The sequence below is a fragment of the Butyricicoccus pullicaecorum DSM 23266 genome, from assembly GCF_900167005.1.
Taxonomy (GTDB): Bacteria; Bacillota; Clostridia; order Oscillospirales; family Butyricicoccaceae; genus Butyricicoccus; species Butyricicoccus pullicaecorum.
Genome location: NZ_FUXW01000024.1, coordinates 1 through 22,773 on the forward strand (window position 1 = coordinate 1; position 22,773 = coordinate 22,773).

The window sequence follows — 22,773 nt, forward strand, 5'->3', positions numbered from 1 at the left end:
CAGTAGGGTAAGAACCCGGCGCCTTGCCATATTGCTATGGTAGGTTTCCGAGAACTCCCCTCCGAACCGGACTTACACCTCTCAGCGTATCCGGCTCTCCAGATGTCAGTCTAATTTCCCAGCGTGTAACTTATCGTGACAGTAGACGCAGAGTGCCATTGTCTTGCGCTTACGCCCAATCATGGCGATTTCCCATTGTTTTCTGCCACTTAAATCTTTGAGTTTTCGTACATGGTGTATTTCAAGCGGCACATTTTCTGCGCCGCACCACTCGCATTGGTTCGCTTGCAGTCTTTTAATCAGGCTGTTGCGTCCATAATTCTCAACGGCTCGTGCTACTATATCGGGATTTCCGCTTTCTACTTTGGTATTCCGGCGGAAACCGTCATTGTAGAACAGCACTTTTCCCACCTTGCCGTTTTTCTTCGGATACTCCACAACAAAATCTTTCCCTTGACGGTACTTGCGGATAATTCTGCTGATTCGTGTCCGATATTTTCCAGCAAAGGTTTTGAGCATACTGTATCTCATTACATAGTAGAAGTTATTGAGTACAGACACGTTGTTTGCAAGTCGGTAGTAGTTATACAATCCACGGATTTCTGCGTTGTATTGGTTTAGGATTTCCAAATCGTCCAAGTGCAACAGGCGAGTGCGCCGGACAGGTTCCCAAACCTCTTTGTTTCCATTTTGTTTGTCGTATTTAATCTTGAGGGCATTGTAGGAGAACAGTCGTTTTACCCACTTATCATGGGGAACATAAAGTAAGACTTTTCCATTGTTTACCCGTCTGGTAGCCCCGGTTTTGGTCTTTTTGTTGTGTTCGCCTTTGGCGATTGTGACCTCATATCCCAAGAACTTCGCAGCGTCGTGTCCATGAGTAATCAATGTCTTTTCCTCGGACATTTCCAGATGGAGTTTGTCCCGGATAAAGCAGCCTACATCTTGTTTAATCTGTTCTGCGTCCTCTTTGCTGCCGATAACTCCAATTAAGAAATCATCGGCATATCGGATATAGCAAATCCGTTTATAGCTATCGTCCATCTGGTCGCTATACGGCATAGATTTCAGACTACGCCGCAGTTCCCGGATTTCTGCAATTAAGCCCTCTTTTTCTTCCTCGCTCATTTTAGAGAGATTTCTTTTAAGCCTTTGTTCTTTCCCCCGGCAGACATCCAGCTTCTTCTTGAACGCAGGATTGATTTTACGGCGGTTTCCGCAGTTGAATTTCTCTGCATACTCTGCCATATAGCTATCCAGTTCGTTCATGTAGATGTTTGCAAGGATAGGGCTGATGATGGAGCCTTGCGGAGTGCCGGAATAAGTATTGTGATAATTCCAATCCTCCATATATCCAGCTTTCAAGAACTTCCAGAGCAGACCGATGAAATGTTCATCTGCAATCCGCTTTCGCAAAATAGCAATCAACACATGATGGTCTACGTTGTCAAAACAGCCCTTTATATCTCCCTCAACGAACCACTTTGTCCCCGTAAAATATTTCTGCACATATTTGAGTGCCGTATGACAGCTTCTGTTTATACGGAAACCGTGGGAATAGTCGCTAAAGGTTGGCTCATAAATACTCTCTAAGATGAGCCGCACCACCTCCTGTATCAGTTTATCGTCGAATGACGGTATCCCCAGAGGACGCATTTTCCCATTGGATTTCGGGATATACGTTCTCCTTGCCGGGTTAGGCTGATAACTAAAATCCCGCATCTTTTCAATGAGGGCGTTTATCCTTACCATTCCCATTCCGTCAATGGTTTTGCCGTCTGTTCCGGCTGTCATGTTGCCTGGTTTCGCCTGTATCCGCTGATATGCCAGCAGATAGAATTGTGGATTGTACAGGTTGCGGTATAACCGCTCGTACTTGTAACTCTTGTTACACGCCTTGGATTTTAGGCTTTCCAACACATTTTCAGGACTTCTCATAATGCCTCACGCACCTTTCCTTTTTATGAATTGGTTGACATCCTGCCTCCCTTCGCCATGTAGACGGCTTTCCCGCCCTCGGACTACTACGGAGGCTCCGTTGCCATGCCGGATATTCAGCGTCATCTTTCTTGGGTTTTTACCCCTTGAAATTTATCGCCTTGCGGCATTACGCATAGCCGGATAGTTCCGGCGTTCCGGTTTAGGCAATCTCCAGTTAGACACTTTGGGAAAAGCGTATTGTGATGTCGGTAGTGGGTTTTCGTCCTTTTCCGCTTACTGCGGCTGGCTGTCATAAGTATCGTGCGGTCTGTGTTTACCTGTCACATTCCGCTATGACATACGGCGAATACAACCATCCTGCGCCGTCGGGTCGAGTATCCCGCCTCGGACTGCCCTTAAAGCAGTTTAGCCTTGCTCCTCATTCACAATGTTGCGTCTTGCCGCTCAGTCGTGGGTAGATGGTTTTCCCAACTTGCGATTTTTCCGATACGCTATTGTCCCCCTTGTGGTTTCCCTCCGAGGTAAATCGGATGACGCTAAAGTGACGCTTTTCACGTCTTTGATACTTTTCTTTACCGGCTTGCTAAAGCCGGGTTCCCAAAATGCCCGCACACCGCCTTTGGATGAAAAGCGGCGCTTCTGGACGCGCGATAAATCAGTATCATACGCCTACAAATCATAGAAAGAAAAGGGATTGCCAAGGGATCAAACCTATGATATTGTATAGGGTAGAATCGTATCAAAAAAGATCCTGACATCAAAAAGTCCTTTGCGATGGAAGGTTCGGCAGAGAACAGGCGCACCCCATGGGGTGCGCTGGCGTTGCCGTACCCTCCGGGTGCGGCTTTTTGTATGTCAGCCACAAGGAGGACAAACCATGGAAACACGTATCGCTCTGCTGGCCATTCTCGTGGAAAACGAGGAATCTGTGGAAGCACTCAACGATATCCTGCACCAGTACCGCCGGTATATCATCGGCCGTATGGGTATCCCCTACCGAGAAAAGCAAGTGAACATCATGAGCATTGCTGTTGATGCACCTCAGGATGTGATTTCAGCCATGTCCGGGAAGATCGGCAAACTGTCCGGCGTCTGCTCCAAGACGGCCTATACCGGAGGCAGCCGTGGATAAAGCCGTTGCGCTGGCTCGCCGGATGGCGGCGGGGGAGGCTCTGACCGGCGGAGAGCTGTTGACCCTGTTGGAACAGCGGACGGCAGAATCGGCAGAGATTTTACGCGCCGCCGCCGTGGAGACAGCCCGCAAGGCCTTCGGCAATCGGGTCTATCTGCGAGGTCTCATTGAATTTACCAACTACTGTAAAAACGATTGCTACTACTGTGGCATTCGCTGCAGCAACCAGAAGGCCGAGCGATACCGTCTGACGCCGGAGGTCATTCTGGCCTGCTGCGACGCGGGCTATGACTTGGGTTTTCGCACCTTTGTGCTCCAAGGCGGCGAGGACAGCTGGTGGACCGATGATAAATTATGCAGCTTGATTGCGGCCATCAAGGAAAACCACCCGGACTGCGCCCTGACCCTATCCATCGGCGAGCGGAGCCGGGACAGCTATGCAGCGCTCAAACAGGTCGGGGCTGACCGGTATCTGTTGCGCCATGAGACGGCCAACGCGTGCCACTACCGCCGCCTCCATCCGCCGGCGCTGAAGCTGGAAAACCGTATCCGCTGCCTGTACGACCTCAAAGACCTCGGCTATCAGGTGGGCGCGGGTATGATGGTGGGCGCTCCGGGCCAGACTCTTGCCAATCTAGTGGAGGACCTGCAGTTTTTACAGAAGCTACAGCCTCATATGGTGGGCATGGGTCCATTTTTACGCCACCGGGATACGCCCTTTGCCAACGAACCGGACGGCTCGGCGGAGCTGACCCTATATCTGCTGTCCATGGTGCGGCTGCTGCTGCCCAAAGTTCTGCTTCCTGCCACCACGGCATTGGGCACGGCATTAGAAGGTGGCCGGGAGCGAGGCATTCTCCACGGTGCCAACGTCGTCATGCCCAATCTGTCCCCCGCCGATGTGCGGAGCAAATATCTTTTATACCATGACAAGCTGGCTACCGGTGCCGAATCGGCCAATGGTTTGGCTCAGCTGCGAAGAAATTTACAAGCCATCGGCTATGAAGCCGTTGTTGCCCGGGGCGATGCCCCCACACTCTGACAGGTAAGACACTCTGACCTGCAAGAAAGAAGGAATTTTTAATGTACAATCCCCGTTCCATGAAAGCCACGGAATTTATTGACCACCAGGAGATTCTGGACACGCTGGCCTATGCTGACGCCCACAAGGACGATCTGCAACTGGTAGACGCCATTCTGGAAAAGGCTAAGGACTGCAAGGGCCTGAGCCACCGAGAGGCATCGGTACTGCTGGCCTGTGAGAATGAAACACGTTTGCAGCGCATGTACGACCTGGCCAAGGAGATCAAGCTGCGGTTCTACGGCAACCGCATTGTCCTCTTTGCCCCCCTGTATCTGTCCAACTACTGCGTCAACGGCTGTGTATACTGTCCTTACCACGCCAAAAACAAGCACATCGGCCGGAAAAAGCTGACGCAGGAAGAGGTCGCCCGCGAGGTCATTGCCCTGCAGGACATGGGTCACAAGCGCCTGGCCATTGAGGCCGGTGAAGACCCTAAAAACAACCCCATCGAGTATATCCTCGAGTGCATCAAGACCATCTACTCCATCCACCACAAGAACGGCGATATCCGCCGCGTTAACGTCAACATCGCCGCCACCACCGTGGAGGAGTACCGGATGCTGAAGGAGGCTGGCATCGGCACCTATATCCTGTTCCAGGAGACCTACCACAAGGAGAGCTATGAGCAGCTCCATCCCACAGGCCCCAAGCACAACTACGACTACCACACCGAGGCCATGGATCGAGCTATGGAGGGCGGCATCGACGATGTGGGCTTGGGTGTGCTATTTGGATTGGAGCGATATCGCTATGAGTTTGCGGGCCTTCTGATGCACGCCGAACACCTGGAGGCCGTCCATGGCGTCGGACCTCACACCATCAGTGTTCCCCGTGTCAAGCACGCCGACGACATCGATCCCAGTGCCTTTGACAACGGCATCAGCGACGACACCTTTGCCAAGATCTGCGCCCTCATCCGTATCGCCGTACCCTATACTGGCATGATTATCTCCACCCGAGAGGGACAGACCGTGCGGGAGCGGGTTCTGCCTCTGGGCGTGTCCCAGATCAGCGGCGGCTCCCGTACTTCCGTCGGCGGATATGAGGAGGAAGAGCGTCCGACAGACACGGAGCAGTTTGATGTGTCCGACCAGAGAACGCTGGACGAAGTGGTCCGCTGGCTTATGGAACTGGGCTATATCCCGTCTTTCTGCACGGCCTGTTATCGGGAGAGCCGCACCGGCGACCGGTTTATGAGTCTGTGCAAGAGCGGGCAGATTCAAAACTGCTGCCACCCCAATGCCCTGATGACCCTCAAGGAGTACCTGATGGACTACGCTGCCCCGGAAACCAAGGCCATCGGTGAAGCCCTGATTCAAGCGGAGCTGCAAAACATTCCCAAGGACAAGGTTCGGGAGATTTGTGCCGATCATCTGCAGAAGATCGAGCAGGGCATCCGTGATTTCCGATTCTGAGGTGAGCATATGAGCATGAATGATACCCCGTCTTCGGAACGGATTCACATTGGCTTTTTCGGCCGGAGAAATGCCGGTAAATCCAGCCTCGTCAACGCGGTGACCGGCCAGCAGCTGTCGGTGGTGTCCGAGGTCAAGGGCACCACCACCGACCCGGTTCAGAAGGCCATGGAGCTGCTGCCCATGGGGCCGGTGGTCATCATCGACACACCGGGTTTTGATGATGAAGGGCAATTGGGCGAACTGCGAGTCCAGCAGACCAAGCGCACGCTGAACCGGGTAGACTGCGCCGTTCTGGTCGTGGACGGTACGGTTGGAAAAACGGCAATTGATGAGCAGATTATTCAGCTGCTTATGGACAAGAATATTCTTTATATAGTAGCCTACAACAAGGCCGATCTGGGGGCCACAGCGGAGGACGATGGTTTGGCCGTCAGTGCCCTGACCGGTGACGGCGTGTGGGAACTGAAGGAGCGCGTAGCCCGGCTGGTCAAGACCCGGGAGCAGACCGGGAAACTGGTGGGCGATCTGGTGCGGCCGGGAGATGTTCTCATCCTTGTGGTGCCCATCGACAAATCAGCCCCCAAGGGACGATTGATCCTGCCCCAACAGCAGGTCATCCGAGATACTCTGGAAGCGGGGGCCATGCCGATGGTGACCCGGGAGACCGAATACCCCATGGCTCTGGAACGTCTGGGTCGGAAACCGGCTTTGGTGGTGACCGATTCTCAGGTTTTCGGTGTGGTGTCCAAGGCCACGCCGGAGGATGTGCCTCTCACATCCTTTTCCATTCTCATGGCTCGGTACAAGGGCTTTCTCGAGGATGCCGTCCGAGGCGCGGCGGCGCTGAACGCACTGCAGGACGGTGACCGTATCCTCATTGCCGAGGGTTGCACCCATCACCGTCAGTGCGAGGACATCGGAACGGTGAAGCTGCCCCGTTGGCTGCGGGAATACAGCGGTGCCGATTTGCAGTTTGACACCTGTTCCGGCCGGGAGTTCCCAGAGGATCTGTCGCCTTGCCGACTGGTGGTTCATTGCGGTGGCTGCATGCTCAACGGCCGGGAGCTAGACTACCGGCGCAAATGCGCCGCCGACAGCGGCGTACCGTTTACCAATTATGGCACAGCTATTGCCCAAGTTCACGGTATCTTAAAACGTTCACTGGAAAAGTTCCCGTCTTTGGCGGCGCTGCTGCCGTAGATAAAAGGGGTGCTGCAAATTGCAACACCCCTTTAGCTTGTCGAAAAAGTCCAGTCTATACGTTTTTTCGTCCATTCTACCATGAAAAGCAGGATATGGTCACTCTGACAAACTTTGATGTTGTCCACTGTGCGGTAATATTGATACGGCTGGGCACAAGTTGATTGCAGTTAGCCTGCTTTTCTATTCACTACTATATTTATCGTGTGATCTCAGTTTCTAAATAATGCTGCTGCTTGCGTCGCCATACGTTGCCCATAGGTCCGGAACAAGTCTGCAAACTGTTCTAGCTGCGGTGCAATTGCCACCGGACCCAGATGAATCACCGGCATTCCATAGGACTGACCGCCTGAGTAAGTCATCATGCCATCCACCATCAAATGCGTAAGGATGCACTGGATCGCTAAATCTCCACCACCATGGATAAAAGCTGCCGTGGCATAAGCACCGCCCAGCTTTCCAGCTACCTGCAGTGCTGCCGGTCCGCTTTCTAACCATGCTTTCATACGCGCCGATAGATAACCGTTATATGTCGGTGTATCCACAATTAAACCACAGCTATTCTTGACATATTCGGCGTCAATGTTATCGATGGAAAAGGCCTTTGCCTTCATTCCCTCTACTGATGTGATACCTTCGATCACATATCGCGCCATTTCCTGAGTATTACCGGTTTTAGAGTCATATACAATGGAAATTTGCATGCGTCAACCCTCTTGCTTTCATAAAAATATCTGGTATACTTTCTATACCACTTACCAGTATAGCAATTCCTGCGCTTAGCGCAAGAACGCAGTTTTTTTGAATGTGGTAAGAAATTTCTAACCTGGAGGCATTCTTATGGATTCTTTCTTTCACGACCTCTGCCCGTTGCGCTTGACCATGGATATCATTGGCGGAAAATGGAAACTAAATATTATCTGCTTATTGAAAGACGGCACTCCATGGCGCTACAATGCCATCAAACGAGCTGTTCCGGGTATTACCAATGTTATGCTTGCACAATCGCTCAAAAGTTTAGAACATTACGGCATCCTCAGTCGTCAACAGTATAATGAAGTGCCTGTTCGAGTGGAATATAGGCTGACGGCCGCAGGAATGGAGCTTTTGGAGCTGTTGCGGCAGCTGCGAGATTGGGGCAACCAGTATATGCAGGATTTTTCTAATTTAGAAAGCCATTGTCCACAGTGCCTGCTCCAAGAATCAGAGACTTCTAGGTAGTACATAGTAGCTTTTCCCTTGATATAAATAGGCATATATTTCTCCAACTGAACAATATTTACGGAGTAATCAGGATTTGATACGGTACTTCATTTTCTCCTTAATACGCTGCTGAAAATCATACTCAGCCGGAAAAGATGTAACGGGGTTTCATTGGGATCAGCTCCTTATATATAAAGTAAAAGCCGAAGGATTTCTCCTTCGGCTTCATTGTTATAATATGTATCTCGTATTTCGTCAGTCTCACTTATGAATGGTCTCGGCATTTATGCGCCCAAACACACGCTCCCCTATTTACTTTTATAGATATAAATAGTATTATTATAGATATAAATCTCTATTTTGAAAGAGTATCAAAAGGAGGAGTTTTCATGGCATTTTGTCCCCACTGCGGTGCACAAATTTCCGAACCGTCTAACCACTGTCCACAATGTGGACAAGCATTGCACATCGATCCACCGCCCCAACAAAAGCCTAAAAAGCGCGGTAAGTATTGGCTGATTCCCGCAGGCATTATCGCCGTTCTATTGATTGTTGCCGGAATCTTTGCCGCAAAGCATTTGCTAACCCCCACCGGACAATCCTACTGTGCTTACATAAGCGATCAGGACTTGACGCTGCTCAACCAATCACAGAGAAATGGCAGCGAAATCACCTTAGAAGAAGGGATTGGCGAATGGACGGACGCAAATTTTGATACCGACGGTAAGTACTTTTACTTCTGGAATCATTACAACTATACGGATGATTTGTCTACCACTGCCGACCTCTACCGGGTCGATCTATCCAAACTGCGCGGACAGTCTGACCGTGCCGCTTCCAATATCGAAAAAATTGCGCCCAAGGCGATTATCGATGAAACGGAAATACTGCCCGACGACCGTATTGTATACAGTAGCTATGACAATCCCACTTCGGCAATCTCTTCTATTTCGCTACAAATGTATGACAAAGGTCAAACGATTGATATCGCGAAGGGTGTCGACTCTCTCACCTATCAGGGCACCACAAATCACTATGTCCGCTGTGAAAATGGTCTGCTTTTCTGTCGGAACGGCGATTTATATTGCTATGATTTCGGCACTCAGAAGTCGGAGAAATTGGCATCTGCAATCTATGAACTTCTGTACTTCTCACAAGACCTGTCCGACATTGTACTTTCCAAGCTGAACGCCGACGGCGTGACTTATACTATCCATCGCGGCAATCCGAAGGATGGATTTCAGCAGATCATCACCGATGCCTCTACGGTTCTGGATGTGAATGATTCAGGCGCAATTTATTACACCAAAACCGAATCCACAGAAAAAACGCTGTACGATTATGTCATTGACGAAAACCTGCAAAGTGATTTAAACGCGTCTGAACCTTCTATATCAGATTACACGACTGTCACCTCTGCCGGAGAACCCGTTATCGACTCAGCCGCTTATGAAGCAGCACGTATAGAATATGAATGGATTGGTTGGCGCAATCGACTGCGTCAGGAACTGCAAAGCCAGGTATTAACACCGAGCATGACGGGCTTGTATGTATATACCGAAGGGGAAACGACTTGTATTTGTGATAACGTCTCCCCGCACAACACACAGGTTTGTCCTGACGGTTTGGTCGTATATGTCAAGGAACCTTCCGTACCCAAAGCAGAACTAAAGCTGGAAGAGATCGAAATGGCGAGTGATGTGAGCACTTGGCTGCGAGCATATTACCTCAACACACCAACCACCTTCCAATATTGCTTCTCCGGTGCTACCCCGCGTTCACTCGATATGCTGGAACATCGAGAAGAGTTGTCCTATGTCTGGAAGAACGAAAACAACATTGTGTTCCGCAGCAGCAACCCGGATACATACGGAGATACGTTGATTGGCTACACCATTCAGGATGATCAGCTAGTTTCGCCGAAAACCATCGACAGTAATGCATTCCCCTATTATTATGAAACAACGCCTGATCGTCTGTATTACTTCTCCAATTACTCCGCCGAACTGATTGACCCGTTTGAATCGGCAGATTTGTATTGCTGGAACGGTGAGACAACCACTGCCATTGTACATGACATTTCAAGCTATCAGCGCTACGAAGATGATACGCTGCTTTATTTCGAAGATCCTATATCAGAACCAAACGCGTCAGATGCATTCATTTGGAAAAACGGAGAAAAACAGCAGCTGGCCGAAGCCTGTGAGCAAGTCTTGCGCATAGGGGCTGATGAATGGCTTTATATCGCGGATCACACACTGTTCTACCGTAAAGGACAGGAAGAACGCGCCATTGCTTATGACGTAACACAGGTTTGGAGCGCTCAAGAAATGTCCTATACAACGGCACAATTTCTTTAACGCATGTTAAAAATGAGTTGCAACGCACGCATATAAAGGAGGAAAAATATGTTTTGCCCGAATTGTGGAAATCAATTGGAGGATGGCAGCCGCTTTTGTCCAGCCTGCGGAAAGCCTGTGGCATCCGAAGGCACACAGCAAGACGCACCGAACGCATCTGGAAGCACGCAAAACCAGTATACACAGCACGCACATACGCAGTATGTACATAAAGATTATTTGGCGCATTTAGTTTTGCCTTGGACGCAGCCTCGCGTAACCTTCAAGCCCCCGCTCGACTGGAATGAACGCAATCTGTCTCCCATTCTCGGCAGCAATCAGCAATACTACTTAGACCAGTTTGAATGGTGTGCCGCAAAAAACAGCAGCAATCCCAATCTCCCGGCGCTCTTTCTGACCATCTGCCACGGTTTCTATCGCAATATGTGGAAGGAAACCCTGCGATATCTGTTGATTCCCATTGTCGCATACGCAGTCTTGGCGCTTCTCTCCCTTGTTTCTCTCCTCTCCGGCAGCTTCGGCATTTCAGCCTTGATGATCCCGGTCAATATCGTTCTTGGTGTATGGTTTTGGATCTCGTGCCTGCAATACGGCAAAGATTTCAATCTGCTGTACATGGAGCATGTCTGCAAAAAGGCCGCAGCCAATGATATGACCCCTGACCCTTCCGGCTCGAGAGTCGCGATTGGCTGTCTGGCGATTTTCGGTATTCTGGTCGTATACGGAATCATTTACTCCGCTGTAATGTCCAGCATGATTTCCAGCTTATTCTACTGGTAAAACTAGATATAACCTGCTGTTGATGCAAAAATAAATCCCTTACCGGTTTGGTAAGGGATTTATTTTTTGATGATAGATTATTTTTGCATACTATCTGCTACGCTAAAAACATCGCCGCTAGGAACATATCTGACATCAGCTCGTCTAAATTTCCGGTATAGATGTAGCTTAAAAGATAGTACATTTCGATATCGCTGGTCACATCTGTTCCATCAACTTCAATCCGGGATACTTCGAACGAATCATCGTATACCGTAAACGTCACAACCCAATCCAGCAACATTTCAGGATCATAACCATGAAATATTACATAATCAGAACCATTTTTACGTTCAGTTGACCATTCACAATTCCGAAAGCGATTGTCGAACGCTTCTTCTACGGTGATGGATGCATCATATTGCGTTAAATAGCCTTGTCTGACCTGTTGTCCTGTCTCGCCAAACATCACAGCCAAAATCAACAGTGCAAATATAATTCCGGTCACACCAACGATGATCTTTCCGATAAACCACCTGCGCGGCGTATTCGCCCAAAACGGTGGTGGGCTATTTTGAAAACCGCCGCCCAGATCATTCGCCCCAAAATCCTGCTGGTTTCCATCAGACACCGGTGCACCGCATTGGGTGCAAAATTTGGTACCGGCGGGCACGTGCGCTCCGCAGCACTTGCAGGTAATCCAATCCTCTGCCTTTTGACCACACTGATTGCAAAACTGTGCTTCATCTGATAAGATCGTCCCACAGTTTCCACATAATTTGCTCATGTGAAATCCCCCTTCCACAGGTAACTCTATAGAAATGCACTGTTTATATTTATAATAATACTACTTATTTTTATAGATGTAAATATTTACTCGACTTTTTGCTAAAGTTATAACAAAAGGACGAGGTAATGTCATATGAATTTTGAAAAAAAGAGCATCGGGGCTCGCATTGCGCACCTACGAGAGACAAAAGGCTTAACCACAAACCGACTAGCTAATAACTGCGGTCTGTCACAGAGTTTTCTGCGCTCTGTCGAGCTAGGTGAAAAAGGAATCACCGTAGAAAATCTAGCTCTGGTCTGTGAAGCGCTGGGCATCACCCTAAAAGACTTTTTTGATACCCCCAGCGAGCAGACTCCCATCATCGAAGCCGAAGAACTCAAACGTATGATCGAACGGTTAAATAGTCAGCAAAAAAGCGCACTGGCTGCTTTTCTGCGCACAATTTCACAGCAATAAGTCAACAGCTCTTCTAGGCCAATTCCAAGCACGGAAGAGCTGTTTCATGTTACGAATTGCTTTGGACACAAGAAATCAGCGAAGGATCTACATGCATTTTGAGGTGGGACACGTGGGAATCTCCCACACATCCCACCGTATTTTGCGTGAGATTAGATCTGCTTGTGCAGCCATGCGCAACCGATGCGTACCATTTACTCCAGTGCTGCCTGCACAAATTCCTCGAGCGCTGCGAACGGGATGCGATATTCCCGCCCGACCTTGAGCGCAGCCAGCTCTCCGCTCTGAATCATACGCCGCACCTGTACCCGACTGGTCTGGAGCAGTGCAGCAACTTCCTTGACGCTGAGTAAGCGATTCATGCCCATCTATCATCCTCCTATCTCGTTCTAAAGTCGTTCTTTGCATAGCATGCAATTATATTCTAATAACGCGATTTACGATCCTACAAATTGGTGTTCTCAGCACACGCTATTTGCATTTACCTTATACCATTGTTATCCATTTGAATTTATAATTTGTTGCGATTTCTGCAAGACAGTCATTCCGATCCCGAGAAATCATATGGATACAAATATAAAACAAGTCAGCATGCGATACATGCTGACTTGTTTTACAGTTTATGAGGCAAGTATGTTACACATAGTCTGGAGATGAATCACCACGCGCCAATACCCAGAGGCGAAAAGGCAAGATAAACCAGAACCACACACACCAGAACAATTACACTGACAATCTTGCTGTACTTCCACGGTGTCATGTCAACAGCTCCGACATCTTTCTGTACCCATGCCTGTACGCCCTTATTCTTATTCGAACGGTTCATAAAGAACATAATGAGCAGCTCAATCGGCCACAGAATGGAAACCGCATAAAGGTAATGAATTTCACCGTCACCGCCACCCAGCAGAGAATAAGACGGTGCGATGAGCATGAAACCACCATAGCAGATAATATGGAATACCATAATAAACTTGGCAGTATATTTAGGCAGGTACTTGAAGAAGAAGCCACCGAATACCGCCGAAAGAACCGGAAGACCGATGAGCATAACGAATGAATCAAGGAAGGTCTTGAGCCCTGCTGGGAAGAAATAGACGAGCGGACCGACGATGACAGAAAAGACAGCAAACACAATACCCATATTCTTGCCGACCGAAACCAGCTTCAGTTCGCTCGCGTCCTTGTTGATGAACTCCTTGTAGATGTCCATGGTGTACATCGTGCTGACCGAGTTTAAGACAGAATTGAACGAAGACAGGATCGCGCCGAACATGACGGCTGCAAAAAAGCCCATCAACGGCTGAGGTACAATCTGCGAAACCAGCGCCGGGTAAGCATCATCCATCATGGAAACCTGTGTGCCCTGAAGTTCAAAAATCGCGTAGGAGATAACGCCCGGCAGTGCCAGGAACATGAAGCCCATGATCTTCAGGAACGCACAGTACAGCGCGCCCTTCTGTGCTTCCTTGAGGTTTTCTGCCGCCAGCACACGCTGGATAAACGACTGATGAGTGCACCAGGACTGGAATCCAAGGAAAACAAGGCCCAGGAAGACTGTCGGCCACGGTACCGCCGGTGCAACACTCTCGGCCGGTGCGATCGAGTTAAGCATATCAGCATGGTTGTCCATGAGGTAGCGGAAGCCATCCACGATGGCGATGCCGTCACTGCCCGCCAGATTGCCCAGTACGTGCAGTGCAATAAATGGAATCATCAGTCCGCCGATCAGCAATCCGACACCGTTGATCGTATCCGATACCGCAACTGCCTTCAAGCCACCAAAAATCGCGTAGATCGAGCCAATAATCGTAATCAGGATACACAAAATAACGATCGACTGGAATTTCGTGATGCCCAGCAGGCTGGACAGATGGAAGATATTCTCAAACACCAGCGACCCGGAATATAGGATAACCGGAATCTGGACAAACAGATACAGGATGATGTAAGCGATGGAAAACCACAGCTTGGTTCCCCGGTCAAAGCGCTCACCAATGAGTTCTGGAATGGTAGTGATGCCGCTTTTTAAGTAGCGCGGCGCTGCAAAGAGTGCCAGTACAATCAGTGCCGTTGCTGCCATGACCTCAAAGGCCATCGGGCTCATACCCACCGCCCAGGTCTGCCCGTTGGTACCAACCAGCTGCTCGGCGGATAGATTGGTCAACAGCAGCGAACCGGCAATAACCACACCCGGTAGGCCGCGGCCCGCCAGAAAGTACCCCGTAGAGGTTGTCTGGTCATCGCCCTTTGTCTTGACATAGGATATCACGGCAACCAATACCGTAAAAAACACAAATGTGATCAATGTAAATGCCATTTCAAGTTCCCCTTCTTTGTATATTTTTGCATAACATACGGTCAAGCCCTGGTTTCGACACGCTTTTGCATTTCGAAATTCACCTGCACCAGAATCTAACCGTATATTTTCCGTCTGGCAGCCCGTTTCACCTCCTGCTGTGATGTCTGAACCTGCTTTTGATTATACGCAATCTGCATGCCTGCAAAATTGGCATTTATATGGAATTTCTTGTGTTTTTTCGATATCCCCTGCGATTCTCGGCTCTTGGCATAAAAAAAGACAGTCTATCCGGTGTCATGCGCCAAAAGACTGTCTTTTTTTTAGTTTTGTTTTCTGTACTCCTTTGGAGTAACACCCACCCTGCGCTTAAACGCCTTACAGAAATAGGGATAGTCCTGAAACCCAGCCTGTTCGCTCAGCGTCTTGACCGTCAGATCGCTTTCCCGCAAACCGCGCTTCACGTGCGACAGGCGCACATCCAGCAGATACTCGGCAAAGCCAATTCCCATTTCCTTCTTAAACCGTACGCTCAGGTAGCCCGCAGTCAGACCTGCCACCTGTGCGGCTTCGGGCAAGCCAATCTGCTCGGTGTAATGTGTTTGCACAAACTGTGCGGCTTCGCGGATCGTCGAGCTTACGGCTTCAGGAAACACCTGTTTACGGCACGCGAGATAGTCCTGCACGCACGCGGCATAACACTCAAACGAAAGCGATGCTTCGCTATACCGATGCTCGGTACGCGTCACACCCGCTGTATGGTCACAGCGCCGCAACCACGCCAGCAGGCTACTAGGACTTACGCTGCATGCACGCGCTGCCTCCAGCGCAGTCTGCCATCCTGTTTGGATGCCTGTCAGATCATTTTGTCGCAACGCATCCGCCAGCCCCTCTGAAAAAATCTGCATTGGCATGGGAATATCTGTCGCCATCGCCTCGGTCTGCCCATATTGCCAGCGTCCGCTGCCGTAAAAGCTGTGCGGCAGCATATCCCACGCCTGCCGCAGGGCATCGTTCCAAGTGTTATCCCCTGTACATACCGCGCTGGCTGCCAGACCAACCGACACATTGAGATATTGTTCGGCGATGGATTGTACAACGTTTTCCAGGCGTATATACAAATAGTTGATCTCCTGTGCGGAAGCAACGGCGGTGAGATCCAAAACCATTGCAAAAATCTGTTGGCTGAGTGTGATACACGCAACTTTCTCGGACTGCATCCGCTGTTCACACAGAGAAAACAACATCTCACACTGCTCAGCCCCCGCATCCAGACACCGCACCAGAATTACCATCATCTGCCGGTATTTCCCGGGCAGTCCGGCAAATTGTAAGCGATCAACCAGTGCCGTCCCGGTTAACCGACCACTTAAAATATCTTTCAGTAAATCATGCTGGAGACTGCGCAGGCCACAGGTCGCCAGCGATTGCATCCGCTGTCTTTTCCTGCTCTGTCGGCTGCGCGTCTCCACTTTTTGGTGCAGATCGGCGAGCAGCGCAGGCATCGTGCACTCATCCACATGGTTTTTCAGTGCGTAATCGTCTGCCCCCTCCTGCATCGCGCTTTTGACTAGGGAAAAGTCATCATGGCAGCTGAGCACGATGATAACCCCATCATATCCGTTGTGTCGCAGCTGGCGAATAAGTGCAATGCCGTCCATCTGCGGCATACTGACATCGGTCACAATGAGATCCGGGCTGTGCGCTTCACACAGCGCAAGCGCTTCTTCTCCGTCCCGTGCAGCACCGCACACTGAAAATCCATACTGTTCCCAACGGACAACATCTTTCAAAAACATGCGCACAATCATATCATCGTCTACCAACAGTACACGATACATGGGAATCTCTCCTCTTTCTCCTAATTTTCAAGCAGTTCACTGGTGAACTGAATATCCTCCGGCAGTGCTCCGGTACGCAAAGTTTGCACAGCTGTGCAAATCGCCTGATACCCGATCTCGTAACCATCCTGACTGAGCAGTGCATCCATAGCTCCGTCTTGCAGCGCCTGCAAGGCATCCATCTGGGTATCCACTGCAATCACAGGAATATCCCGCCCCGTCTCGGCAAGCCCGGTTGCCACGCCCAGTCCGATCACTGAATTGGCACAAAATACCGCGTCAAATGATTGATCTGCCATCTGTTTCATGGTCTGGTACCCGGCAAACTGCGTCATATCGGTGTAAACGATCGAGGTAATGGTTATAGACGGATCCAAAGCATCCTGTAGCGCCCGAATACGGTCGATGTGGCTGGCTTGCCGGTCAGAGCCTGCCATGACAACGACCGAAGTTCCCGGTTGCAGGTTGTCAGACAGATAATCGGCTGCCAGGTGTCCGATTTGCTCGTTATTCGAACCAATGTATGGAAAATATGCATCCAGCGCCCGGGTATCCACGGTCAGTACCGGGATCTGTTCAGCCTGAGCACGCGCGGCGACCCATTGTGTGTCATAGGAGTCGCATGGTGCAAACAAAAGCAGATCGGTATCCACCTGTAATGCGTCCTCAAGCAGTGCCTTTTGCTCTTCATTTTCCAGCTCGCCGCTGGGATACAGCAATCTCAGATCAATTTCCAATTCCTCTGCTGCCTGCTGCATGCCCGAGCGCATATCCAGCCAATAATGACTGTTAAGCGCCTTGAGCACGACACTTACTGTATATTCCGGCCGATTCCGCACGGCTGTGAGCTTACTGCAACCGGTCAACAGCAGCAAACACAAAACAATACTACAAATTCTCACGCGATTTATCCCTCACACCGTATATTCATCCGGATCATGACTGACAGGCAGATAAAACAGCACGGTTGTACCCACTCCCGGATGGCTGTCGATCCGAAAACCTGCCGCCTCTCCATAATATAGTGCCAGACGCTGGGCGACGTTTTGCAAACCAATACCGGTCAAGCGACGGCTTTCCTGGGCTGTATCCAGAACGCCGCTCGTCTCCATCCCTTTTCCATTGTCCCGAATGGATAGGTACAGCGTATCTCGCTCGATCCAAGCGGAAATTTCGATCACATTGTCATTTCGCTTAGTATCCACGCCATGAAATACCGCATTTTCTACCATCGGCTGAAGCAGCAGACAGGGCACAAAGCAGCCCTGTGTCTCGGGCGCAAGCTTGTAAATGGTCTCGAAACAGTTGAAATAGCGGAAGGCTTGCAGCGAAAGGTAATCGCGCACCAGCTGTATCTCATCCGACAGTGGAAGAAACGCCCCCTTGCGCTGTACACTGGCTTCCAGCAGCGCGGTAAATGACCCGATCAATTCAGCCAGCTTATAATTTTTCTGCAATCGGGCAGCAAAACGGATGGAATTGAGCGTATTGTACATAAAATGCGGTCGAATCTGGTATTGCAGCGCGTTGAGTTCAGCCTGTTTTTTCTGTGTATGTTCCTGAACCAGCTGCTCCATGAGGGTGTCCATCCGAGAGACCATGCTGTTAAAGTGCTCACGAAGCGTTTCAAACTCGTCCTCAGTCTGGATGTGCGCCCGAGCAGAGAAATCACCTCCACCAACCTGATCCATCGCGCGAACCAGTTCATCAATCGGACGTGACAGCCGTTCCGAAGCTTTGCATGCAACGCAAATGAGCAATACCGAAAGAATTGCACCTGCAATTCCCATATAGATCAGGCGTGTGCGCAGCGCCGCAGTCAATCCAGCCAGATCGCTCAGGCATTGCAAACGGTATCCGGTAAACGGCGCTTGCACACTGATACACAGCGCATCGTTTTCTGCAATCTGCGCATTCATCCGATCATCGTATCCAGCCGATGTCACCGCCTGTTTTCCGATTTCTCCCACATCCCGCGCAGAACAGATGGTGCCGTCTGGTGCGAGCAGGCAGTATGTCTCCTGCTCTGTGATCATCAAGGGTGACAGCAGCTCATAATAGAGCTGCCGCTCATCCACGGTGATACACAGCATCCCTATCGTATTGCCATCCCCATCCTGCACGACATGGGTATATGCAAACACATGCTGTGAGGTACGTGCAAAACGATTGGTAAAATAGAGCGGCTGAAACGGATTTTCTGCCGCAACAACCCATTCCGGGATAGCTCCATCCGGCAGTTCTCGCACGGTATTATAGGCAAGCGAGCTGAAAACGCACCGATATTGCGGTAAGTACAGATAAACCGCAGCATCCAGCTGACGAAAGTCCAGCAGCTCGTCCAGCTTCTGAGACAAGAGGATACCATCTGTATAGCCCTTTGCGCTGGTCTGATATTGCGTGATTTGCCTATGCAGTTCTTCGGAATAGGCCATTCTCCGAGACTCCAAATACATTTCTTGCATAATGCCATCCAGGCGCTCGGTCTGTATGGTGATTTTATCATCCAATGTCTTGATATAATTTGCCTCGATCAGCTCTTTTGCATCATAATAGTTGACCGCCAGCACTGCAATCACGCAGGAAAACGCGACCATCACAATGGTGATCGCCAGCCGAAGCCGAAATCCAAATTTCATCCCATCCCCCGATTATGTACCATCCATATTTTGTGCGCAAATAATTGCGATATCATTGTTTAGCAGGGTGTTGGGAATGGGCTTTTGGCGGCGCAGCAAATCAAATAGCACCAGAAGCGGTTGATAACCTTGCTGATACATGTCTTGCGTGATTGTAAAATCCAACCGTCCTGATTGCAGCAAGGATTTTGTGCGCTCTGACATATCATGCGCAACCACCCGGATGGTCCCCGTGCGACCGTTGGTCTCAATCGCGTCGGTGCACCCGGTTACACTGCGATTGACCATATATATCGCGATAATATCCGGCATTTCCTGTAATGCCGCCAACACCTTGTTGTATGTGACCCGATAATCGTTATATGTCTCGTTAACTATGATCTGATCGGTTGGAAAGCCCAGAGCGTGCATATGTGCGCAGAATCCGTGCAATCTGGCATTGTGCCCGTAATATTCCAGATTTCCCGCCAGTGCCAGCACCTTACCCTTGTGCACGGTGCATTTATAAATCAATTCTGCCGCAACACGACCACTTTTTTCATAATCCTGCCCCACAAAACAAACGCGGCTGCTGTTCGGCAAATCCGAATTGAACGTTACACAAGGGATACCGCATGCTTTCAAACGGCCGATCTGCGCTTCGATCGCCACATCGTTGAGCGCACAAAGCGCAATCCCTTCCGCCCCCCAGTCCTTCAGCTGCTCCAATAACTCAATGGCTTCAATGGGCAGATCACTTTCACAGCGCAGCACGCGCACTTCTACCTGCTTGGAAGCAAGCCGACTTTGCGCGGCTTCGATCCCACGTGTGATTTCTTTATAGAATGTTCCGCTCCAATTGGGCAATAGCACACCTAATTTCAAAGGCGCTGATAAATCTGTGCCTTCTTCTATATTCTGTTGGTGCGCTTGCCGCGGCGACAGATATCCCAGCACTTGAATTGCACCTAATACACGTTCTTTCACCTCTTCTTTCACATATGAGCGCTGATTGAGCACCCGATCCACCGTTCCACGGGATACTCCTGCGTATTCAGCTACTTCTTGAATGGTTGGACGCTTTCCCATATGAGTTACCCTACTTTCCAGTTGTTTGTTTTATTATATCACATCTATGCAATATTCGCACAGAATATATGTGCTTTTGCACTCTTTGATATAAATCATATTCTACTGCAGAAAACTCAAATTTCACTGTTATATATGCCGTGAAAAGTTGTAATATTCATTTATACTATTTCCTTCCTTATACAAACATTACAAGAAAAACGATGTAAAATCGTGAAATGCACCATTTCATGCAATTATACGCAAATTTACAGCAAATACGAAATTTTTAAACATTCATTGCAATTATTTTCCATCTCCTCTTCATATTATGACGGTTCAACCCTTGATTTTATATTTGACATTTGCAATGCGCGATACTACAATGAAATCACAAAGACACACATGTGTAAAAGCACATAAGCGGAAATCAAATTCGGACGAGTAACATCACTCAGAAAGGAAGATAAAAATGAAGGTTGGTATTATCGGAGCAGGCCGTATCGGCAAGGTTCATGCAAAGAATATCTCCATGTTTGTACCGGAGATGGAAATCAAGACCATCGCAGACCCGTTCATGAATGAGCAGACCGAGGCGTTTGCCAAGCGATATGGCATCCAGAATTGCACCAAGGATGCAAACGATATCCTGAACGATCCGGAAATCGAAGCAGTTCTGATTTGCTCTTCGACCGACACCCATTCCAAGTACATCATTGAGGCTGCGCACGCAGGCAAGCACATTTTCTGCGAGAAGCCGATCGATTATGATCTCACGAAGGTGCATGCAGCAATCAATGCTGCCAAGGAAGCAGGCGTTAAGCTGCAGATCGGTTTCTGCCGCCGCTTTGACCACAACCACCGTGCAGTTTATGACATGGTACGCGATGGCAAGGTCGGCAAGGTCAACATTGTCAAGATTTCCTCGCGTGATCCCGAGCCGCCGTCTGTCGATTACGTCAAGGTATCTGGTGGTATCTTCTATGATATGATGATTCACGACTTTGACATGGCTCGCTTCCTGGCTGGCAGCGAGGTTACCGAGGTCAATGCAATCGGTTCGGTACTGGTTGATCCCGGCATCGGTGAGGCTGGCGACGTAGATACTGCGCTGGTCACTCTGAAGTTTGCAAACGGTGCAATCGGTGTTATCGACAACAGCCGTAAGGCAGTTTATGGTTATGACCAGCGCGTCGAGGTCTTTGGCTCTGAGGGCTGCGCAGAAGATCAGAATGATATCCCGAATACGGCTGTGCTCTCTACTGCTGATGGTGCAGTACACGGCGTGGCCTACAAGGTTATGTTCGATCGTTACACCGGTGCATTCGTTGCCGAGATGCAGGCATTTGCCGATGCAGTTGTGAACGACAAGCAGCCGCCGGTGACTGGTGAAGACGGTCTGTATCCGGTACTGATGGCTGCTGCGGCAACCAAGTCGCTCAAGGAAGGCCGTCCGGTTCGCATTGCAGAAATTGAAAACGGCTAATTCAATCTCTTTTCTCTTCATTCTCGCGCGGTTATAGGCACTCTGTAGCCGCGCAATTTTCCCAATTTCCATATCAAAAGAAAGGTTTGAGTCTTATGAAGTTTGAGCGTTCTGCCTGCATTGAACCGATGTACAGCGAAATTCCTTTTCTGGATCGCTTTCAGGCTGCGAAAAACGACGGCTTTGAATATGTAGAGTTCTGGAGCTGGACCGATAAGGATCTGGATGCAGTCAAGGCAGCAGCTGAAGCTGCCGGCATCGGTATTTCGGGTTTTAACGGTGATGCAGACTACTCTCTGATCGACCCCACCCACAAGGAAAAGTATCTGGATTTTCTGCGCAAGTCGGTTGCAGCTGCACAGAAAATTGGTGCGAAGAGTGTGACCATCCACTCCAACGCACTCGGCGAGGGCGGCATCGTCGTCAATCACTATGATGATCTGAGTGATACCGTTAAGCTGTGCTCGATGTATGACATGCTGCTCGAGTGTGCCAAAATCGCCGAGGAAAGCGGCATTGCCATGAATCTTGAGCCGCTCAACATCACAACCGACCACGTCGGCAACTTCCTCGCACACACCCAGATGGCAGCCGAAATGACTCGTCTGATCGGCTCGCCCATGCTCAAGGTGTTGTATGATGTCTACCACATGCAGCTCAACGAGGGCTCTCTCTGCGACACCATCCGCGCGTATGCCGACCAGATCGGTCATATCCACGTTGCGGATGCACCCGGTCGCCACGAACCCGGCACTGGTGAAATCAACTACCATGCGGTATTCTCCTGCCTGGCAGAGTGTGGATACACCGGACGCATCGGCTATGAGCTGATTCCTAAGGTGGACACAGCTACCGCTGTTCAGGCAATTATGGCAACTGAGTAATCCGCAAAATTTTTGCGCCCCGCAAAGATCGTTTTTCCCTACCCCGAATGGCTTCGGCAGCACTCAATAATCATAACTAAGGTGTATAGGTGTTCGTTTCATATCGATCAGGATATGAGCATGACGAAAAGATATTTTTCACGTATCGGCGTGAAATGGTAGTAGAAAGATAAAGGAGCGTATGATTATGTATGCAAAAAGATGGATGGCAGCAACCCTGGCCGGCGCAATGGC

19 protein-coding genes and 1 pseudogene are annotated in these 22,773 nt (G+C 49.7%); 11 read left to right on the plus strand and 9 right to left on the minus strand.

From position 1 onward, the window contains the following. Nucleotides 1-105 precede the first annotated feature (105 nt). A complete protein-coding gene (locus B5D52_RS15360; protein WP_016146957.1) occupies nt 106-1,938 on the minus strand; it encodes a reverse transcriptase/maturase family protein in 1,833 nt (610 codons plus the stop codon). 880 nt (nt 1,939-2,818) lie between these two features. Here B5D52_RS15360 and B5D52_RS15370 point away from each other — a divergent pair. The 4 genes from B5D52_RS15370 to hydF are packed head-to-tail and all read left to right on the plus strand — an operon-like array spanning nt 2,819 to nt 6,775. Beyond that, nucleotides 2,819-3,073: a TM1266 family iron-only hydrogenase system putative regulator gene (locus tag B5D52_RS15370; protein WP_016146958.1), complete on the plus strand. Its 255-nt coding sequence runs from the start codon at nt 2,819-2,821 to the stop codon at nt 3,071-3,073. After that, nucleotides 3,066-4,115, plus strand: coding sequence for a [FeFe] hydrogenase H-cluster radical SAM maturase HydE (gene hydE / locus B5D52_RS15375; RefSeq protein WP_016146959.1), 1,050 nt, complete (start codon nt 3,066-3,068; stop codon nt 4,113-4,115). Before B5D52_RS15370 ends, hydE begins: the two co-directional genes overlap by 8 nt. 41 nt (nt 4,116-4,156) lie before the next feature. Then, complete coding sequence (gene hydG, locus B5D52_RS15380) at nt 4,157-5,572, plus strand: [FeFe] hydrogenase H-cluster radical SAM maturase HydG (protein WP_016146960.1); 1,416 nt, start codon at nt 4,157-4,159, stop codon at nt 5,570-5,572. 9 nt (nt 5,573-5,581) lie between these two features. Then, nucleotides 5,582-6,775: a [FeFe] hydrogenase H-cluster maturation GTPase HydF gene (gene hydF, locus B5D52_RS15385; RefSeq protein WP_016146961.1), complete on the plus strand. Its 1,194-nt coding sequence runs from the start codon at nt 5,582-5,584 to the stop codon at nt 6,773-6,775. 212 nt (nt 6,776-6,987) lie between these two features. Here the strand turns inward: hydF and B5D52_RS15390 are convergent, their stop codons facing one another. Then, nucleotides 6,988-7,479 carry a flavodoxin family protein gene (locus B5D52_RS15390; protein WP_016146962.1) on the minus strand — a complete coding sequence of 164 codons (492 nt, stop codon included), beginning with the start codon at nt 7,477-7,479 and terminating at the stop codon, nt 6,988-6,990. A 136-nt stretch (nt 7,480-7,615) separates the two neighbouring features. Here B5D52_RS15390 and B5D52_RS15395 point away from each other — a divergent pair, with 136 nt between their 5' ends. The 4 genes and pseudogenes from B5D52_RS15395 to B5D52_RS15405 all read left to right on the plus strand — a co-directional run bounded on the left by B5D52_RS15395 (nt 7,616) and on the right by B5D52_RS15405 (nt 11,118). Continuing rightward, the gene (locus B5D52_RS15395; RefSeq protein ID WP_016146963.1) at nt 7,616-7,996 is read left to right on the plus strand and encodes a winged helix-turn-helix transcriptional regulator; all 381 of its coding nucleotides are present in this window, start codon (nt 7,616-7,618) and stop codon (nt 7,994-7,996) included. 371 nt (nt 7,997-8,367) lie between these two features. Next, a complete protein-coding gene (locus B5D52_RS15400; RefSeq protein ID WP_016146964.1) occupies nt 8,368-10,338 on the plus strand; it encodes a zinc-ribbon domain-containing protein in 1,971 nt (656 codons plus the stop codon). 48 nt (nt 10,339-10,386) lie between these two features. Beyond that, a pseudogene (locus B5D52_RS16865) lies at nt 10,387-10,452 on the plus strand (zinc-ribbon domain-containing protein); the annotation flags it as partial. Nucleotides 10,453-10,557: 105 nt separating this feature from the next. Then, on the plus strand, nt 10,558-11,118 hold the full coding sequence (locus B5D52_RS15405; RefSeq protein ID WP_242825616.1) for a hypothetical protein: 561 nt from the start codon (nt 10,558-10,560) through the stop codon (nt 11,116-11,118). A gap of 97 nt (nt 11,119-11,215) precedes the next feature. Here B5D52_RS15405 and B5D52_RS15410 read toward each other — a convergent pair whose 3' ends face one another. After that, the gene (locus B5D52_RS15410) at nt 11,216-11,884 is read right to left on the minus strand and encodes a zinc ribbon domain-containing protein (protein WP_016146966.1); all 669 of its coding nucleotides are present in this window, start codon (nt 11,882-11,884) and stop codon (nt 11,216-11,218) included. Nucleotides 11,885-12,019: 135 nt separating this feature from the next. On the opposite strand from B5D52_RS15410, the gene B5D52_RS15415 reads away from it, so the two are divergent. After that, nucleotides 12,020-12,343: a helix-turn-helix domain-containing protein gene (locus tag B5D52_RS15415; protein ID WP_016146967.1), complete on the plus strand. Its 324-nt coding sequence runs from the start codon at nt 12,020-12,022 to the stop codon at nt 12,341-12,343. A 194-nt stretch (nt 12,344-12,537) separates the two neighbouring features. On the opposite strand, the gene B5D52_RS15420 is transcribed toward B5D52_RS15415, so the two are convergent. From B5D52_RS15420 to B5D52_RS15445, 6 genes are all read right to left on the minus strand, one after another. Next, on the minus strand, nt 12,538-12,705 hold the full coding sequence (locus tag B5D52_RS15420) for a helix-turn-helix domain-containing protein (protein ID WP_040332701.1): 168 nt from the start codon (nt 12,703-12,705) through the stop codon (nt 12,538-12,540). Between the two features lie 296 nt (nt 12,706-13,001). Then, nucleotides 13,002-14,663, minus strand: coding sequence for a solute:sodium symporter family transporter (locus tag B5D52_RS15425; protein ID WP_016146969.1), 1,662 nt, complete (start codon nt 14,661-14,663; stop codon nt 13,002-13,004). A 302-nt stretch (nt 14,664-14,965) separates the two neighbouring features. Next, nucleotides 14,966-16,483 carry a response regulator transcription factor gene (locus B5D52_RS15430; RefSeq protein ID WP_016146970.1) on the minus strand — a complete coding sequence of 506 codons (1,518 nt, stop codon included), beginning with the start codon at nt 16,481-16,483 and terminating at the stop codon, nt 14,966-14,968. A gap of 20 nt (nt 16,484-16,503) precedes the next feature. After that, a complete protein-coding gene (locus tag B5D52_RS15435; RefSeq protein ID WP_207651150.1) occupies nt 16,504-17,322 on the minus strand; it encodes a substrate-binding domain-containing protein in 819 nt (272 codons plus the stop codon). Between the two features lie 75 nt (nt 17,323-17,397). Then, on the minus strand, nt 17,398-19,122 hold the full coding sequence (locus B5D52_RS15440; RefSeq protein WP_016146972.1) for a sensor histidine kinase: 1,725 nt from the start codon (nt 19,120-19,122) through the stop codon (nt 17,398-17,400). A 12-nt stretch (nt 19,123-19,134) separates the two neighbouring features. Further along, nucleotides 19,135-20,190 carry a LacI family DNA-binding transcriptional regulator gene (locus B5D52_RS15445; RefSeq protein ID WP_016146973.1) on the minus strand — a complete coding sequence of 352 codons (1,056 nt, stop codon included), beginning with the start codon at nt 20,188-20,190 and terminating at the stop codon, nt 19,135-19,137. Nucleotides 20,191-20,641: 451 nt separating this feature from the next. Between B5D52_RS15445 and iolG the strand changes: the two genes are divergently transcribed. Together iolG and B5D52_RS15455 are read left to right on the plus strand one after the other, a co-directional pair. Beyond that, on the plus strand, nt 20,642-21,655 hold the full coding sequence (gene iolG, locus B5D52_RS15450) for an inositol 2-dehydrogenase (protein WP_016146974.1): 1,014 nt from the start codon (nt 20,642-20,644) through the stop codon (nt 21,653-21,655). A gap of 95 nt (nt 21,656-21,750) precedes the next feature. Continuing rightward, entirely contained in the window at nt 21,751-22,539 is a 789-nt protein-coding gene (locus tag B5D52_RS15455) for a TIM barrel protein (RefSeq protein ID WP_016146975.1), read from the plus strand. The last annotated feature ends 234 nt before the right edge of the window (nt 22,540-22,773 follow it).